Below are 16,136 nucleotides of genomic sequence, written 5' to 3' on the forward strand. Positions count from 1 at the left end.
AAATTTAGTTTTACAAAGATATAGAAAATAAAAATAACAAAAAAAAGCATCGATATACTCGATGCTTTAATATTTTACTAAATATTTTTCTTATGAATTTTTCAAAGCTTCTGCTCCCGAAACGATCTCAAGGATTTCGTTTGTAATAGCAGCCTGTCTCGCTTTGTTATAGAAGATTACCAAATCATTCTTCAAAGCCTGGGCATTATCTGTTGCTTTATGCATCGCAGTCATTCTAGCTCCATGCTCAGATGCCACTGAATCTAAAACAGCTTTGAAAACCTGAGTTTTTATAGATTTTGGAATAAGGTTATCCAAAATTTCATTCTTGTTAGGTTCAAAGATATAATCTGTTTCTACTTGTGGTTCAGTAGTTTCAGGCATCAGGATAGGAAGAAGTTGCTCTTTGGTTACTTCCTGAGTAGCAGCATTAATGAATTTATTATAAATTAAATAAATCTCATCAAATTTACCCTCCTTAAAGCTGTTCATAACCCCTTCTGTAAGGTTAGAAACTGCATCAAAGTTCAAATTATCAAAAACGGCACTTTCATTAGCATATACAGTACGGCTTCTTCTTACAGCATCATATGCTTTTTTACCGATTGTAAGAACTTCAATATCGTATTGAGAATTATTCTGAAACTGAATATTAAGCTCTTTTACAATAGATGAGTTAAATGCACCGGCAAGTCCTCTGTTTGACGTTACAGCGATAAAAAGCACTCTTTTAACCTCTCTCTTTTGAGCATATATAGAAACCTGATCAGGATCTGAACTAGAGTTTACATTCTGAATGATTTCTTGTAGTTTCTCGGAATAAGGTCTTAACATCACGATTGCATCCTGTGCTTTTTTAAGTTTCGCAGCAGAAACCATTTTCATAGCACGTGTAATTTGCATCGTAGATGAAATTGAACTGATTCTTCCTCGTATTTCTTTTAAGTTTGCCATATTGGGTTAGTTGTTGGTTGTCGGTTGTTGGTTGCTAGTTTTAGAAATTTCTGTCAACTATCAACCAAAAACCATCAACTAATTTTTTAATTATATTTTGAAGCTAGATCGTTAGCAGCTTGCTTAAGAACGTCTGTAATTTCGTTATCAATTTTTCCAGATTTAATAGCAGCCATCGTTTCAGGATGCTTAGATCTTAAGAAAGCGATATATTCCGCCTGGAATTCTTTCACTTTTCTGATAGGAACGTTTCTTAACAAGTTCTCAGTACCTGCATAGATCATTGCTACCTGGCTGTCTACCGGAAGTGGAGAGTTAACCGGCTGCTTAAGAAGCTCCACGTTTCTTTCCCCTTTAGAGATTACAGCTAAAGTAGATGCATCTAAGTCAGAACCAAATTTAGCGAACGCTTCTAGTTCTTTATATTGAGCCTGGTCAAGTTTCAATGTACCAGACACTTTTTTCATTGATTTAATCTGAGCGTTACCCCCTACCCTTGATACGGAGATACCTACGTTAATTGCAGGACGAACCCCAGAGTTGAATAGATCAGATTCAAGGAAAATCTGTCCGTCTGTAATTGAAATTACGTTAGTAGGAATATACGCAGAAACGTCACCAGCCTGAGTTTCGATAATAGGAAGTGCAGTTAATGAACCACCCCCTTTAACCAAAGGCTTCAAAGATTCAGGTAGGTCATTCATCTGGCTTGCGATGTTATCATCAGCGATCACCTTTGCAGCTCTTTCCAATAATCTTGAGTGAAGGTAGAAAACGTCTCCAGGATAAGCTTCACGTCCCGGTGGTCTTCTCAATAGAAGAGAAAGCTCACGGTAAGCAACAGCTTGTTTAGACAAGTCATCATAAACGATAAGAGCTGGTCTACCTGTATCTCTGAAATACTCACCGATAGAAGCACCTGCCATAGCAGAATACACCTGCATCGGAACAGGGTCTGATGCATTAGCGGCAACAATTACAGTATAAGCTAAAGCTCCTTTATCAGAAAGAGTTTTAACGATCTGAGCTACTGTAGATGCTTTTTGTCCAATTGCAACATATATACAATATACAGGTTTCCCTGCATCAAAAAATTCTTTTTGGTTGATGATCGTATCAATAGCAACAGTCGTTTTACCTGTTTGTCTGTCACCAATGATAAGCTCTCTTTGTCCTCTTCCTACAGGGATCATAGAGTCGATCGCAACGATACCTGTTTGTAGAGGCTCAGTTACAGGCTGTCTGAAGATAACTCCAGGAGCTTTTCTTTCCAATGGCATTTCGTATAAATCCCCTGTAATAGGACCTTTACCATCGATAGGGTTACCAAGAGTATCTACTACTCTTCCTAGCATACCTTCCCCTACTTTAATTGAAGAAATTCTGTTTGTTCTTCTAACTGTATCACCTTCTTTTACTAATTTACTTTCTCCTAAAAGTGCAACCCCTACGTTGTCCTCTTCAAGGTTAAGTACAATACCTTCTACATCACTAGAAAATTTAACCAACTCTCCGTATTGTACGTTTTCTAACCCGTATACACGAGCAATACCATCACCGATGGTTAAAACTGTACCTACTTCCTCAACGTTAGATTGAGTGTCGAAGTTGGCCAATTGTTGTTTTAAGATCGCAGATACTTCTGCCGGATTTATTTCTGCCATTGTATGGTTGTTTTTGTCTTAATTTAATTGAAAATCTTTTTTAACCTGATTAAGTTTGCTTTTAACAGATGCATCGATCTGCTGGTCTCCTACTCTTAAAATATAACCCCCTAAAATCTTAGGATTTACATTAACCTTCAAATCAAAATTTGAAGTATTTTTTACCAGGTTTGTAGATCCTAAGATCTGATCAATATTTTCTTTTGAAAGCTCAGTAGCAGTAGTTAAAGTGATTCTCTGTACACCATTAACATCTTCTACTTTATTGATAAATTCCTGAGCGATATTCTTCAACTGGCTTTCACGACCTTGTCTGATAACCAATTTGATTAAATTCTGCGAAGAAAGTGACAAATCTTTGAAAATCTCATCAGCTACTTCTATTTTCTTTTTAGCATCAATGTAAGGTGTAAGGAAAAACTTGTTCAGATCCGCAGATACTGACATCAGCTTTACCACATCTTTCATTTCAGAAAATACAGTAGCCGTTTGCCCTGTTTCATTTGTGAAATCAAGCAAACCCTGTGCGTATCTTTTAGCTACTTTAGATGTAAGCATTATTAGTTAAGGTTAGATTTGTTTAAATAATTTTGAACCAACTCGTTCTGAGCTTCGTTGTTATCTAATTTTTGTTTTAAGATAGACTCAGCGATATTTACAGATAAAGCACCAATTTGAGTTTTAATATCTGCCATTGCAGCATTTTTCTCAGTCTCAATAGTTTGTTTAGCTGCTTCAATCATTTTATCTCCTTCAGCTTTAGCAACATCTTTAGCCTCTCCTACAATTCTATCTTTAATTTCTCTTGCTTCTTTCAGGATAGCATCTCTTTCAATTTTAGCTTCACGAATGATTCTTTCGTTATCAGCTTTAAGATCTTCCATTTCTTTTTTAGCCAATTTAGCTTGATTTAATGCGTCAACAATAGAAGTTTCTCTGTCATTTACTGCATTAACGATTGGTTTCCAAGCGAATTTTGCTAAAAGAAACAACAGGATAACAAAAGTAAGCGTCATCCAAAACAAAAGTCCAATTCCAGGTTCAATAATTCCCATATCTGTAAATTCTTTTTTTAATGTGATAATTTTATGGATATCTTTTTAAAATTCTTAGCAGCAGCCAACCGCTTCACTGCTAAGAATATTCTCTTTTGAGGATAAATTACTTGATGAAAGCACCAAAGATGATCGCGATAAGACCAGCACCTTCAATAAGACCAGCAGCAATAAGCATTGCTCCTTGAATCTTACCAGCTTGTTCTGGTTGTCTAGCGATAGCATCCATTGCATGTCCACCGATTTTACCGATACCAAGACCTACTCCTAGTACTGCTAAACCGATTCCTACGTAAATTAATCCTGCTCCAGTTGATAAATCCATAATAAATAAATTATATTAGTTAAAATTATTTTAAAAATAATGCTCTATTAGTGAGCGTGTTCTTCATGACCATGTTCGTGCTCATGTTCTGCTACAGCAATACCGATAAATAGTGCTGATAATACTGTAAATATATATGCTTGCAAGGCAGCTACCAATAATTCCAATACAGAAACAAATAATGCTAATGGTACTGATGCAAATCCTAAAAACGGAGATTTAAAAATAAAGATCAAAGATATAATAGCCAAGATCATAATGTGACCTGCAGTAACGTTAGCGAAAAGTCGCATCATTAACGCAAAAGGCTTTGTAAAGATACCAATGATTTCGATCGGAACCATAATAGGATATAATAAGATCGGTACCGGCGGCATAAAGATATGTTTCCAATAATCTTTATTAGCACTGAACAAAGTAATCAATAAGGTAATAACAGCCAATACAGCAGTGATTGCAATGTTACCAGTAAGATTAGATCCTCCAGGGAAGAAAGGAACCAATCCGAAAAGGTTATTGAACCAGATAAAGAAAAATGCTGTTAATAAATAAGGCATATATCTTTTATATTTAACTGATCCGATATTCGGGATTGCTACCTCATCTCTGATAAACACGATCACAGGCTCCATTATTTTTCCAAAACCTGTCGGAAGCTGAGATTTCTTATAGTTTCTTGCCATTCCAATGAATACTACCAGCATAAAAATCACTGATAAGAACATTGACGCTGCATTTTTAGTAATGGAAAGATCAAAGTAAACCTTATCTGATTTTTGTTTCCCACCTATTAATGCAAACAAAGTTGCTTTTTCAATTCCTTTAGTAGAAGCCACTTGTCCCTCTTCTAATGTATATCCATCATGTTCATGACCGTGAGCGATCTTGTTAGAAAGGAAAGTATGCCATCCTTCATTATCTTTAATAATTACAGGTAATGGAATTGAAACGTGATGTTCTTCCCCATTATCATCTTTGGTAGTCCATAAATGCCATTCGTTAGAATCACCAATGTGTTCCATGATCATTTTGGTCGCATTAAAGCCCTTTTCCGCTTCTGTATGCTCTACTTTTTCAGCTGCCTTCTCACCTTCAGATTCATGCTGTGCATTAGCTAAACCACTAATAAACACAAATAAAAATGCGAAAAATAATGAAGAAATTTTTCTGTTCATATCTCTTTTTTAATCGTGTGCAAATATATCGATTTTATTAAACTTTACCAATATTAAAAATTGATTTTTATCATCAAAAAAGTCAAGATTTGTTAATGAGTTTTATTATAGATAAGTATATAAGGAACGATGCGATAATAAAGCAAATTACAATAAATAGAAAATTAGCTTTTGTTTTATCAATAATAAGCAAAGAAATAACAAGCCATACAAGATCTTTTGAAAGGTTTACCACCAGAAATTTCATCCCCGCGTCTGGTCTGCCATATAAATATCTTTTAAATATTATATAAACAATACTATTAAGGACTATTATTAAAAGTACAATAATTAAACTATTCCAAATATTCATTTTGCAAAAATAAAATTATAATTTATTAAGCAAAATAAATCTCCGCAATGTATATCATATATATTATTAAAAAATCCTTATTTTTGCAGACTATAATTTATAACACATATGTTTAATAGTTTACAGGATAAATTAGACAAGGCGCTTCATAATATTTCCGGACGTGGAAAAATTACGGAAATCAATGTTGCGGAAACCGTAAAAGAAATTCGTAGAGCATTGGTAGATGCCGATGTTAATTATAAAGTAGCAAAGGATCTTACTAAAAGAGTTCAAGATAAGGCTTTGGGACAAAACGTTCTCACTTCTCTTACTCCGGGCCAATTGATGACTAAAATTGTTCACGATGAGTTGGTAGATCTAATGGGGGGATCCCAGGAAGGCATTAATCTTTCAGGTAAACCTACCATAATCCTTATTGCAGGTCTTCAGGGTTCCGGTAAAACTACATTTTCCGGAAAACTTGCCAATTATTTACATACTAAAAAGAATAAAAAACCTTTATTGGTAGCGTGTGATGTTTATCGTCCCGCTGCAATCGACCAGTTAAAAGTACTGGGCAGCCAGATAGGGGTTCCTGTTTATACAGAAGAAGGAGCTACTAATCCGTCTACCATTGCTGAAAATGCCATCAAGTTTGCAAAAGAAAAAAACCATGATGTTGTAATTGTGGATACTGCAGGACGTTTGGCTATAGATGAGCAAATGATGAATGAGATCAAATCTGTTCATTATTTCATCAAGCCTCATGAAACATTGTTCGTTGTGGACTCTATGACGGGTCAGGATGCTGTAAATACTGCAAAAGCATTCAATGATGCATTAAATTTTGACGGTGTTGTTCTTACCAAATTAGACGGTGATACAAGAGGGGGTGCTGCTTTAACGATCCGTTCTGTAGTTGAAAAACCGATTAAATTCATTTCCACAGGGGAAAAAATGGAAGCTCTAGATCTTTTCTACCCGGAAAGGATGGCGGACAGGATTTTGGGAATGGGAGACGTTGTTTCCTTAGTAGAAAGGGCTCAGGAACAATTCGATGAAGAAGAAGCTAAAAAACTTCATAAAAAAATTGCTAAAAACGAGTTTGGTTTTGACGATTTCCTAAAGCAGATCAATCAGATCAAGAAAATGGGTAATATGAAAGACCTGATGGGAATGATCCCTGGGGTGGGAAAAGCTATTAAGGATGTTGAAATCAGTGATGATGCATTTAAACACATTGAAGCAATTATCTACTCCATGACTCCGGAAGAAAGAAGAAGACCTTCTATTATCAATACGCAAAGAAAACAAAGAATTGCAAAAGGCGCAGGAAGAAAGATTGAAGATGTAAACCAATTGATGAAACAGTTTGATCAAATGGGTAAAATGATGAAGATGATGCAGGGACCTCAGGGTAAACAAATGATGCAGATGATGAGTAAAATGCCTAATATGCCTGGAATGGGCGGAATGTTTGGAAAATAGGAATCCATCAATCAATATAAAAACCGGCTCAATTGAGCCGGTTTTATTTTTTAGTCTGACTGATTATTATTTATCAGATTTCTGAGATTTTGATTTAATGAAGTAAGAAAAACCAATATTAACTCCAAAAGTTTTAACGTTAGTTTTTACATCGGTATTCATAATTGTTTCTTTATTAGAAAACTGATCATATGAAACCCCTAAATTAACCCCTAAAGATTGTGTCGCCATGTACGTTACTCCTCCTTTTACCTTCCATGCCAAACCATCTGTAGTAGTATCAGATGAAACTGAACCATCACCAAAATTTCCTTCACCTGTATTTTTAACAGACGAATATCCGATCCCTGCTCCAAGGAAAGGAACAAACTTGCTATCATTAACAAAGTAATAAGTAGCAGTTGGCATTACAGAAAAATTATTGGTTTTAGATTTGATTCCCTGATATTTTGTTGTAGCACTCATAAAACCTAAGTCAATTCCAACGGCTAACTTATCAATTACAAAATACCCCACTGAAGGAGATACAGAAAAAGTGCTCACTTTAGGCCCATCTATCGATTGTCCGCCAGCTTTAATTGTTGTATTAATGTTGTTAAATCCTAAACCAGTGTTTCCACTGATCACCCAGTCTCCTTTACTCATCTGAGCGTTCGATAATCCAAAAAGTGCAACAGCACCAGTTAGTAATAGTTTTTTCATAGTTATTAAAATTTAATTTATACAGGGTTCTATTTGTGGAAATAGAACTCATTATTAGTTATCATTTGATATAAAAAGTTACAAGCGGCAAATTTAACATAAATTTATCATTTATTTAATATTTAATTAAACAATATTATAATCTCTTTTACACCATTGTTTTCAGAAATTTAAAGCGATAAAAAAAGGTCTGAGCAAGCTCAGACCTTTTTTTATTGTAAAATAATGTACTAATTACTTAGCAAAAACATATTTAACTCCGAAAGTTACAGAAGATAAATTCAATCCGAAGTTATAGTTGTTTGTAGCATCACCATCTTTTGGCTTGTAGTTGTTGTAACCGAACTCACCGATAGTAGCTTCGATAGACCAGTTCTTGTTCAAGAAGTAATCTAAACCTGGCTTCACAGTAACACCAATTTGCGTGTATTTAGCTTCGCTAGAAGTAGAGTTTGAAACTGTAGTATTTCCTGAAGTAGATACTGAGTTATTTTCTAACTTAGTTTTTCCGAACTCCATTGGTACTGCTAATTGTCCGAAGATATATAATTTTTCAGACAAAGTCCAGTATTTTCTTACGAAAGGAGCAACAACGAAAGCTGGCTTCTTAGTGATATTCTCACTTACAGTTGTAGTGTTAAGAATAGTTGTAGTAGTAGTAGCTGTAGTTTTTTCAGTTTGGTAACCAACACCTAAACCAATTGCTAAGTTTGTGTTAACAAAATATCCAACTGTAGGTAATACATTGAAGTTTTCTTTTTTAAGATTACCATTGTTAGATTCTTCTTGAGAATAACCAACAGATCCTGATAAATATGTAGTACCTTTAGCAATCTGAGCATTAGATAAACCGAAAAGTGCAATAGCACTCGCTAATAATAATTTTTTCATTTTAAAAAATTTTAATACTTTCTGAGAGCAAATTTACAGTGGGTCCCTCTAATATTAAAATTTGTTAACGTGATTAATATCATCCAAAAATACTCGCTTTTTACAAGAAAAAAATGCACTTAATATATTATATTATTTTTTTCACAAATTTTTGAATAAAAAAACTCCAATTCTGCAATTGGAGTCCTTAAAATTCGGAATTTTTAATAATTTTATCTTAAATAGAAATTATATCCGATGTTTACAGCGCCTATTGTCCAGCTTGATCTGTATCTTCCAAAATCACGTCTGTTACTAATGCTTTGGTACCCTATATACAATTCACCTTTAGACATCTGATATCCAAATTTCGGTTGTGCATAGAAACCTCCATCCATTCCGTCTTTTACAGAAATAGCATAACCAAGATCCAATCCTACAAAAACAGGAGCTCCTGAGAACTTATACTTTCCTGAAACAGCCACCGGAATAAATCCAAAATCATCAAAGTTATCCTTTCCAAAGAAATGTGAATACCCTGAAGCAACTCCCAGATCCAATCCTTTTGTAATATTCCACATATAAGATGCATCTACACCTAAAGTAAATGATGAAACATCACTGGCATCAGCAACAGGAATTCCGATATGTCCTCCTAGTTTAAAACCTTCTTGCGCATTTACTGCACTTCCTAAAAGCGCAAAAGCGCCCACTAATAATAGTTTTTTCATTTTTAAATAGTTTTGATTGATGCTGCAAAATTAACGTTTATTTTTCATTCTGCCTCCCGTTAAAACACGGATAAAAAAAACACTTACCAGGTAAGTGCTTAAAATTATTTTAAACTAGGGTGAGCGTAATTAATCTTGCTGAATAATTAAACCTATTAATTTCCATCAAATTTAAATCGGCCCTCAATGTTTGATTATTCATTTCGAAGCCTTTTCTCTTCGTCATTATAAGCCAGGATAATTTTCCTTACAACCGGATGTCTTACAACATCCTCTTCAGTTAGATGCACAAAACCAATTTCATTTACACCATGCAAAATCCTCATTGCTTCTTTTAGTCCGGATTGCTGATTTCTTGGCAAATCGATTTGGGTAGGATCCCCTGTTATAATAAATTTAGCGTTCATACCCATTCTGGTAAGGAACATTTTCATCTGGGCATGGGTTGTATTCTGTGCTTCATCAAGAATTACGAAAGCATCATCCAGGGTTCTTCCTCTCATAAAAGCTAAAGGTGCCACTTCAATAACTTTCTTCTCCATAAAACCTTCAAGTTTCTCGTGAGGAATCATATCTCTTAAAGCATCATATAAAGGCTGTAAATAAGGATCTAATTTTTCTTTAAGATCCCCCGGCAAAAATCCAAGGCTCTCCCCTGCTTCTACAGCGGGTCTGGTAAGTATAATTCTTTTAACCTCTTTATCTCTTAAAGCCCTGGCTGCTAAAGCAACACTGGTATATGTTTTCCCTGTTCCTGCAGGTCCTATAGCAAAAACCATATCCTTTTTCTCGGTTTCTTTAACCAGTTTTTTAAGATTAGTCGTTTTAGCTTTTATAATTTTACCATTGACTCCTTTTACAATAATATCCTGATCAAAAATCAGATGTTTTTCATTCTCATCCTTAATATTGAGAATACTCTCTACATCTTTCAGTTCAATAGAATTATTTTTTGAAATAAATTTTACAATATCATCAAGTTTTTGTTTAAATATATCCAGAGCTTCCTGATTTCCTTTAGCTAAAATAGAGTGATCTCTGCCTGTAATTTTTAGTGTCGGAAAGCTTGATTTTAATAAATTGAAATATTGGTTATTAACTCCATAGAAGATTTTCACATCGATATCTTCCAAATCATATGTTAATTCAAACATGTAAGCATTTTTTTATTAGAATCTAAATTTAAAGTTTTTTTTTCATACTTATATTAATTTTGTTATCCACAATTTTCATTTAAACACCTTTATAATACAATTAGCTAACTCTTAGTTATATAAAATATCAATTCTCTTAAAAGGTACCACAATATAGATTATATAAACACTTGTAACAGGTATAATGTGGTACCTTTTTAATTCTTTTTCTTAGTATTAAAAGATATTATATTCAATGTAATAAAAGGAGGTTTAAACTCATGTAAGCTTCTTTTTTAATTATTTTTTATGAGTTATAAGCACGAAGTTTTCCTTTATTTTAAATAAATTTGCAGGACTAGTATTATTCCACAACTACAAAAATGTCAATTATTACACTCACTTCTGATTTCGGAAATTTAGATTACAGGGTTTCGGCTATGAAAGGCAAAATTCTTTCTTTAAATCCTGAGGTTAATATTATTGATATTACCCACGAAATTCAGGCATATAACCTTATCCAGACTTCATATATCATACGGAACGCGTATAAACATTTTCCAAAAGGAACTATTCATATTCTGTCTGTAGACAGTTTTTATCACAAGTCAAGAAAAAATATTCTTTATAAAGCAGATGGTTCTTATTTTCTTGCTGCAGATAATGGTTTACTTAGCCTTGTTTTTTTTGATATCAAACCTGAGGCTATTTATGAAATTACTCTGAACAACAGGTTTGATGATATCATTAATTTCACTTCCACAGATATTTTCGTTCCTGCTGCCGTACATTTAGCCAACAGTGGCCTTCCGGAAGTAATCGGACGGAAAATAAAAAGTGTAAAAGAACTTCTATTCCCGAAACCTGTCTATAATGAGACTGAAAAGATGATTATCGGGGAAGTGATGTATATTGATAATTTCGGAAACATAATCTCAAATATCAACAAAGATTTTTTTGAAGCCGCAGGAAAAGGACATGAAAATTTCACGATCAAATTCAGGAATTTAAGTCTTTCAAAAGTATTTTCCAGCCACACGGAAGTTGTTTCAGACTGGAACAGGGAAACCGAATTCCATGGGCAATCCGCAGCCATTTTTAATGACAGCCAACTATTGGAACTTACTATCTATAAAGGAAGCAAGAAAAATGGTGCAAGAAGTTTATTTGGACTGAATGTAGGCGGGAATATTTATATAGAATTTTCGTAAAATTATATATTCCGTAAAAAAACCGATTTTTTTTATATATTTGTCAAAATCTAAAAAATAAAAATGGCAGAGTACAAATTATTGCTTCCTTCCATGGGAGAAGGTGTTATGGAAGCTACAATTATCACTTGGTTATTCAATGAGGGTGATCAGGTAAAGGAAGATGATTCCGTAGTAGAAATTGCAACAGATAAGGTTGATTCAGATGTTCCGACACCAGTTTCGGGAAAAATTGTGAAAATCTTAAAGCAAAAGGATGAAGTTGCAAAAGTTGGTGAAGCCATTGCTATTTTAGAAATTGAAGGAGAAGGCGGAAATACAGCTACAGAAGAAACGATCACTGAAGCCCAGGTATCAGCTCCTGATACCGAAACTTTAAAAACGATTGAAGAACCATTAAAAACGGGAACTTCAACAGTTGAATTCTCAGGAGATCTTTATTTATCGCCTCTTGTAAAATCTATTGCACAACAAGAAAACATTTCTGAATCTGAATTAAAATCTATTAAAGGAAGCGGTTTAGAAGGAAGAATTACCAAAGAAGATATTTTAGCATTTGTTAATAACAGAGGAAACCAGCCAAAGACAGCACCTGTTCAGCAAGTTGCCTCTACTCCACAGCCGGTTGCAACAACTCCTGTTGTAACACCTGTATCAGTTTCAGCTGGTGATGAAATCATTCCAATGGACAGAATGAGAAAAATCATTGCTGAAAATATGGTAAAAGCAAAACACATTGCACCTCACGTTACTTCTTTCATTGAAACAGACGTTACCAACGTTGTAAAATGGAGAAATAAGCATAAAGATCTGTTCGAAAAACGCGAAGGTGAAAAACTTACCTTTATGCCGATTTTCGTAAAAGCGATCGTAAAAGCAATTCAGGATTATCCAATGATCAATGTCTCTGTAAATGGAGATAATATCATCAAAAAGAAAAATATCAACATTGGTATGGCAACGGCTTTACCGGACGGAAACCTTATCGTTCCTGTCATCAAAAATGCAGATCAGCTTTCACTATCAGGACTTGCAAAGGCGATTAATGATTTAGCTTATAGAGCCAGAAACAAGAAATTAAGACCTGAAGATACTCAAGGTGCTACTTACACTATTTCCAATGTAGGAAGCTTCGGAAACTTAATGGGAACCCCTATTATTCCTCAACCGCAGGTAGCTATCCTTGCCATCGGTGCTATTGTTAAAAAACCGGCAGTACTTGAAACTAAAGACGGTGATGTAATCGCTATCCGCCAGTTAATGTTTATGTCTCACTCTTATGACCATAGAGTTGTAGATGGTTCTTTAGGAGGAATGTTCTTAAAACATGTTCATGATTACCTTCAAAACTGGGATCTGAATACAGAAATTTAGAAATTAAAGCAGCAATAAATTTTGCTTGTTATACGATACAAACCTTCGAAATGAATTTCGGAGGTTTTTTATTATTGCATTTGTGATTAAATAATATTATTTTTAAAACAAACTTTAAATGATGAAATTGAAATACAATAACGTTAACTTCTTGCTATCCTATGGCTTAAATAATTACAACTATTATTTAGGAATAAAAACAATATCTGCTCTTCAAGGTAAAACAAGACTATAAAATGTACTCAGTTTTTATATACCTCCGCAGAAGTCTCAAAAAATCTTTTGATAATATCCGCAATGAACAACTGAAGTACAATTTGCTTCAGGCAATTCCTTTCTGGATTGGTTCGGTGATTACGGGTTTTTTTGCAGTGATGTATGCTAAAATATTTGCGTGGGGTGAAAGTCTTTTAAATATCATTTTCAATTGGCATTCATGGATGATCTTCATTATTGCTCCCATTGGTTTTGTTTTGTCCTGGTGGCTGGTAAAAGAATTTGCACCGAATGCCAAAGGAAGCGGAATTCCACAGGTAATGGCTGCCGTAGAGCTTGCTAATCCCAAGGAACACAAAAAGATCAGAAGCCTTTTGAGTCTTAAAATCATATTCTTTAAAATTATTTCTTCTGTCATTTTGGTAATCGGGGGTGGTGCTGTGGGACGCGAAGGACCAACCATCCAGATCGCAGGTTCTGTTTTCAGAAAGGTAAACGAATATCTTCCCGAATGGTGGCCGAAAATATCAAAAAAAAATATGATTATGACAGGTGCGGCCGCAGGTCTTGCAGCAGCTTTCAATACTCCTTTGGGGGGAATTGTATTCGCGGTGGAAGAACTATCAAAAACTCATATTAATTATTTTAAAACAGCTCTTTTTACAGCTGTTATTATTGCAGGCTTAACTGCGCAAACCCTGGCAGGATCTTATTTATATCTTGGTTATCCCAAAACGCATGATGTCTCGCTGATGGTAATGTTCCCGATCATGCTTGTAGCGGGTATTTCAGGTATTCTCGCAAGTCAGCTGTCTGTTATCATGCTTACCATGAATAAGTGGAAAAAGAAAAATCTGAAAACGGATAAGTCAAATATTTTATTTCTTGTTATTTGTGCGCTTATCATTGCTTCTATTGCTTATTTTATTAACAGAGAGATCTTAGGATCCGGTAAAGAAATTATGGAAAGAGTTCTTTTCACAAAAAACAAGCATGAAGACTGGTATGTGCCCATCTTAAGAATGCTGGGACCGGCTTTATCCTTTACATCAGGAGGAGCCGGCGGCATCTTTGCTCCTGCTCTCTCCGCAGGCGCAAGTATTGGCTCCGTCATTTCAGGAGTGATTCATCTTACCCAAAACGAAACGAATGTTGTCGTTCTTGCGGGAATGGTTGCTTTTCTTACGGGAATTACAAGAGCCCCTTTTACATCGGCGATTATCGTCCTTGAAATGACTGACAGGCACTCATTAATATTCCATTTAATGCTGGCCGGAATGGTATCGTCTATTGCTTCTATTTTAGTAAGCAGACATTCACTCTATGACGTGATAAAGATGAATTTTTTAAGTGAAATAAGAAGCAAAGAAGAAGTCTAATACTATCAAAAATAATTTATAACTCAGACTTTCTACTATTATCTTTAGCAGTTCCACACAAACAAATCTGCCGTATCTGTTGCATACTTAAAATACTTTCACTACTTTTGCACCTCGAAATAATTAATAAATTCATTTAACATTATGAACAATTACGAAACTGTTTTCATTTTAACTCCCGTTCTATCTGACGCACAGGTGGAGGAAGCAGTAAAAAAATTTGAAACTCTTTTAAAAGAGAAAAACTGCGAAATCGTTGCTAAAGAGAACTGGGGATTAAAAAAATTAGCTTATCCGATCCAATTAAAAAAGAACGGATTCTACACTTTAATTGAGTTTAAAGGAGAAGGTACTATCGTTGCTGATTTAGAATTAGCTTTCAAACGTGACGAAAGAGTAATCCGTTACCTTACTACAAAACTTGACAAGCATGCTATTGACTATGCTGTAACAAGAAGAACTAAAGTAAAAGTAGCTAAAGCTTAATTATTAACCCATTATTAAAAAAGACAAGACATGGCAATAGATGAAATGGCTAAACAAGCCTCAGCTGGAGGAGAATCAGAAGTAAAATTCCTTACTCCACTTGATATCAATACAAAATCTGAAAAGAAATATTGTAGATTCAAAAAATTCGGAATTAAGCATGTAGATTATAAAGATGCTGATTTCTTATTACAATTCGTAAACGAGCAGGGTAAAATTTTACCAAGAAGATACACTGGAACTTCTTTAAAATACCAAAGAAAAGTTTCTGCTGCTATCAAAAGAGCAAGACACCTTGCTTTAATGCCTTACGTAGCTGACTTATTAAAATAAGATATAAAGAAACAAGAAGAAAGAGAAAAGATGGAGATCTTTTTCTCTTTTTTTAAGTTGCTGAATAAATAATTAATTCTAACGATTTTTAGATTAAAGGAAAGAAATAATTTCTAAGACACCAGTCTTTTTTCTTTTTTCTTTGTTCTTTTCTCTAGAACTAAAAAACGGACAACAACAATGGAAATTATCCTAAAAAAAGACGTAGAAAACTTAGGACTTGAGTTTGATACAGTAAACGTAAAACCAGGTTATGCAAGAAACTTCTTGATTCCTCAAGGTTACGCACTTTTAGCTACTCCTAAAAACAAAGCAACTTTAGAAGCAACTTTAGAAGCTAGAAAAGAAGAAGAAGCTAAATTAATTGCTGCTGCTAACGCTGTAGTTGAGCAATTGAAAAAAACTACTATTACTATTCCTGCTAAAGTTGGATCTGGTGATAAACTATTCGGATCTATCAACAATGCTGACCTTTCTGCAGCTCTTGCAAAAGCTGGTGTTGAAGTTGAGAAGAAATACATCAAAATTCCAGGGAACACTATTAAGAGAACTGGTAAAGTAACTGCTGTTGTAAGATTACACAGAAACGTAGAGTACAACTTCGAGTTTGACGTTGTTTCTGATGCTCCTGTTGTAGCTCCAGCTCCAGCGGCTAAAAAAGAAGAAGCTAAAACTGAAGAAGAAGCTTAATAAAAAGAGAATTTAT

Annotated in this window: 17 protein-coding genes; 7 read left to right on the forward strand and 10 right to left on the reverse strand. The window is 34.5% G+C overall.

Annotated elements, in window-relative coordinates; all coding sequences use genetic code 11:
- Positions 1 to 90: 90 nt before the first annotated feature.
- The 6 genes from atpG to atpB form a co-directional block, all read right to left on the reverse strand.
- Entirely contained in the window at positions 91 to 954 is an 864-nt protein-coding gene (atpG, locus tag AC0INN_RS07415; RefSeq protein ID WP_172278492.1) for an ATP synthase F1 subunit gamma, read from the reverse strand.
- An 86-nt stretch (positions 955 to 1,040) separates the two neighbouring features.
- Complete coding sequence (atpA, locus tag AC0INN_RS07420; RefSeq protein ID WP_172278494.1) at positions 1,041 to 2,618, reverse strand: F0F1 ATP synthase subunit alpha; 1,578 nt, start codon at positions 2,616 to 2,618, stop codon at positions 1,041 to 1,043.
- An 18-nt stretch (positions 2,619 to 2,636) separates the two neighbouring features.
- Positions 2,637 to 3,176 (reverse strand): ATP synthase F1 subunit delta, encoded by a 540-nt coding sequence (gene atpH, locus AC0INN_RS07425; protein WP_172278496.1) that lies wholly within the window; start codon positions 3,174 to 3,176, stop codon positions 2,637 to 2,639.
- 2 nt (positions 3,177 to 3,178) lie between these two features.
- Positions 3,179 to 3,673, reverse strand: a complete 495-nt coding sequence (locus AC0INN_RS07430) for a F0F1 ATP synthase subunit B (RefSeq protein WP_172278498.1) — start codon at positions 3,671 to 3,673, stop codon at positions 3,179 to 3,181.
- Between the two features lie 106 nt (positions 3,674 to 3,779).
- Entirely contained in the window at positions 3,780 to 3,998 is a 219-nt protein-coding gene (locus AC0INN_RS07435; RefSeq protein ID WP_007844726.1) for an ATP synthase F0 subunit C, read from the reverse strand.
- A 47-nt stretch (positions 3,999 to 4,045) separates the two neighbouring features.
- Positions 4,046 to 5,173: a F0F1 ATP synthase subunit A gene (atpB, locus tag AC0INN_RS07440; protein ID WP_172278500.1), complete on the reverse strand. Its 1,128-nt coding sequence runs from the start codon at positions 5,171 to 5,173 to the stop codon at positions 4,046 to 4,048.
- Positions 5,174 to 5,633: 460 nt separating this feature from the next.
- On the opposite strand from atpB, the gene ffh reads away from it, so the two are divergent.
- The gene (gene ffh, locus AC0INN_RS07445) at positions 5,634 to 6,995 is read left to right on the forward strand and encodes a signal recognition particle protein (protein WP_172278502.1); all 1,362 of its coding nucleotides are present in this window, start codon (positions 5,634 to 5,636) and stop codon (positions 6,993 to 6,995) included.
- Between the two features lie 66 nt (positions 6,996 to 7,061).
- Here ffh and AC0INN_RS07450 read toward each other — a convergent pair whose 3' ends face one another.
- From AC0INN_RS07450 to AC0INN_RS07465, 4 genes are all read right to left on the reverse strand, one after another.
- Positions 7,062 to 7,697, reverse strand: a complete 636-nt coding sequence (locus tag AC0INN_RS07450) for an outer membrane protein (protein ID WP_172278504.1) — start codon at positions 7,695 to 7,697, stop codon at positions 7,062 to 7,064.
- Positions 7,698 to 7,931: 234 nt separating this feature from the next.
- Positions 7,932 to 8,588, reverse strand: coding sequence for an outer membrane beta-barrel protein (locus tag AC0INN_RS07455; protein ID WP_273648200.1), 657 nt, complete (start codon positions 8,586 to 8,588; stop codon positions 7,932 to 7,934).
- A 212-nt stretch (positions 8,589 to 8,800) separates the two neighbouring features.
- Positions 8,801 to 9,298, reverse strand: coding sequence for a hypothetical protein (locus tag AC0INN_RS07460; RefSeq protein WP_172278508.1), 498 nt, complete (start codon positions 9,296 to 9,298; stop codon positions 8,801 to 8,803).
- A 194-nt stretch (positions 9,299 to 9,492) separates the two neighbouring features.
- On the reverse strand, positions 9,493 to 10,452 hold the full coding sequence (locus AC0INN_RS07465; RefSeq protein WP_172278510.1) for a PhoH family protein: 960 nt from the start codon (positions 10,450 to 10,452) through the stop codon (positions 9,493 to 9,495).
- A 362-nt stretch (positions 10,453 to 10,814) separates the two neighbouring features.
- Between AC0INN_RS07465 and AC0INN_RS07470 the strand changes: the two genes are divergently transcribed.
- The 6 genes from AC0INN_RS07470 to rplI all read left to right on the forward strand — a co-directional run bounded on the left by AC0INN_RS07470 (position 10,815) and on the right by rplI (position 16,120).
- Complete coding sequence (locus tag AC0INN_RS07470; RefSeq protein WP_273648201.1) at positions 10,815 to 11,642, forward strand: SAM hydrolase/SAM-dependent halogenase family protein; 828 nt, start codon at positions 10,815 to 10,817, stop codon at positions 11,640 to 11,642.
- A gap of 63 nt (positions 11,643 to 11,705) precedes the next feature.
- The gene (locus tag AC0INN_RS07475; RefSeq protein WP_172278514.1) at positions 11,706 to 13,016 is read left to right on the forward strand and encodes a dihydrolipoamide acetyltransferase family protein; all 1,311 of its coding nucleotides are present in this window, start codon (positions 11,706 to 11,708) and stop codon (positions 13,014 to 13,016) included.
- Positions 13,017 to 13,252: 236 nt separating this feature from the next.
- Positions 13,253 to 14,611 carry a chloride channel protein gene (locus tag AC0INN_RS07480; RefSeq protein ID WP_273648202.1) on the forward strand — a complete coding sequence of 453 codons (1,359 nt, stop codon included), beginning with the start codon at positions 13,253 to 13,255 and terminating at the stop codon, positions 14,609 to 14,611.
- A 144-nt stretch (positions 14,612 to 14,755) separates the two neighbouring features.
- A complete protein-coding gene (gene rpsF / locus AC0INN_RS07485; protein WP_172278518.1) occupies positions 14,756 to 15,097 on the forward strand; it encodes a 30S ribosomal protein S6 in 342 nt (113 codons plus the stop codon).
- A 30-nt stretch (positions 15,098 to 15,127) separates the two neighbouring features.
- Positions 15,128 to 15,430: a 30S ribosomal protein S18 gene (gene rpsR / locus AC0INN_RS07490; protein WP_007844708.1), complete on the forward strand. Its 303-nt coding sequence runs from the start codon at positions 15,128 to 15,130 to the stop codon at positions 15,428 to 15,430.
- Between the two features lie 180 nt (positions 15,431 to 15,610).
- Complete coding sequence (rplI, locus tag AC0INN_RS07495; RefSeq protein ID WP_172278520.1) at positions 15,611 to 16,120, forward strand: 50S ribosomal protein L9; 510 nt, start codon at positions 15,611 to 15,613, stop codon at positions 16,118 to 16,120.
- The last annotated feature ends 16 nt before the right edge of the window (positions 16,121 to 16,136 follow it).

Source organism: Chryseobacterium subflavum, assembly GCF_055762745.1.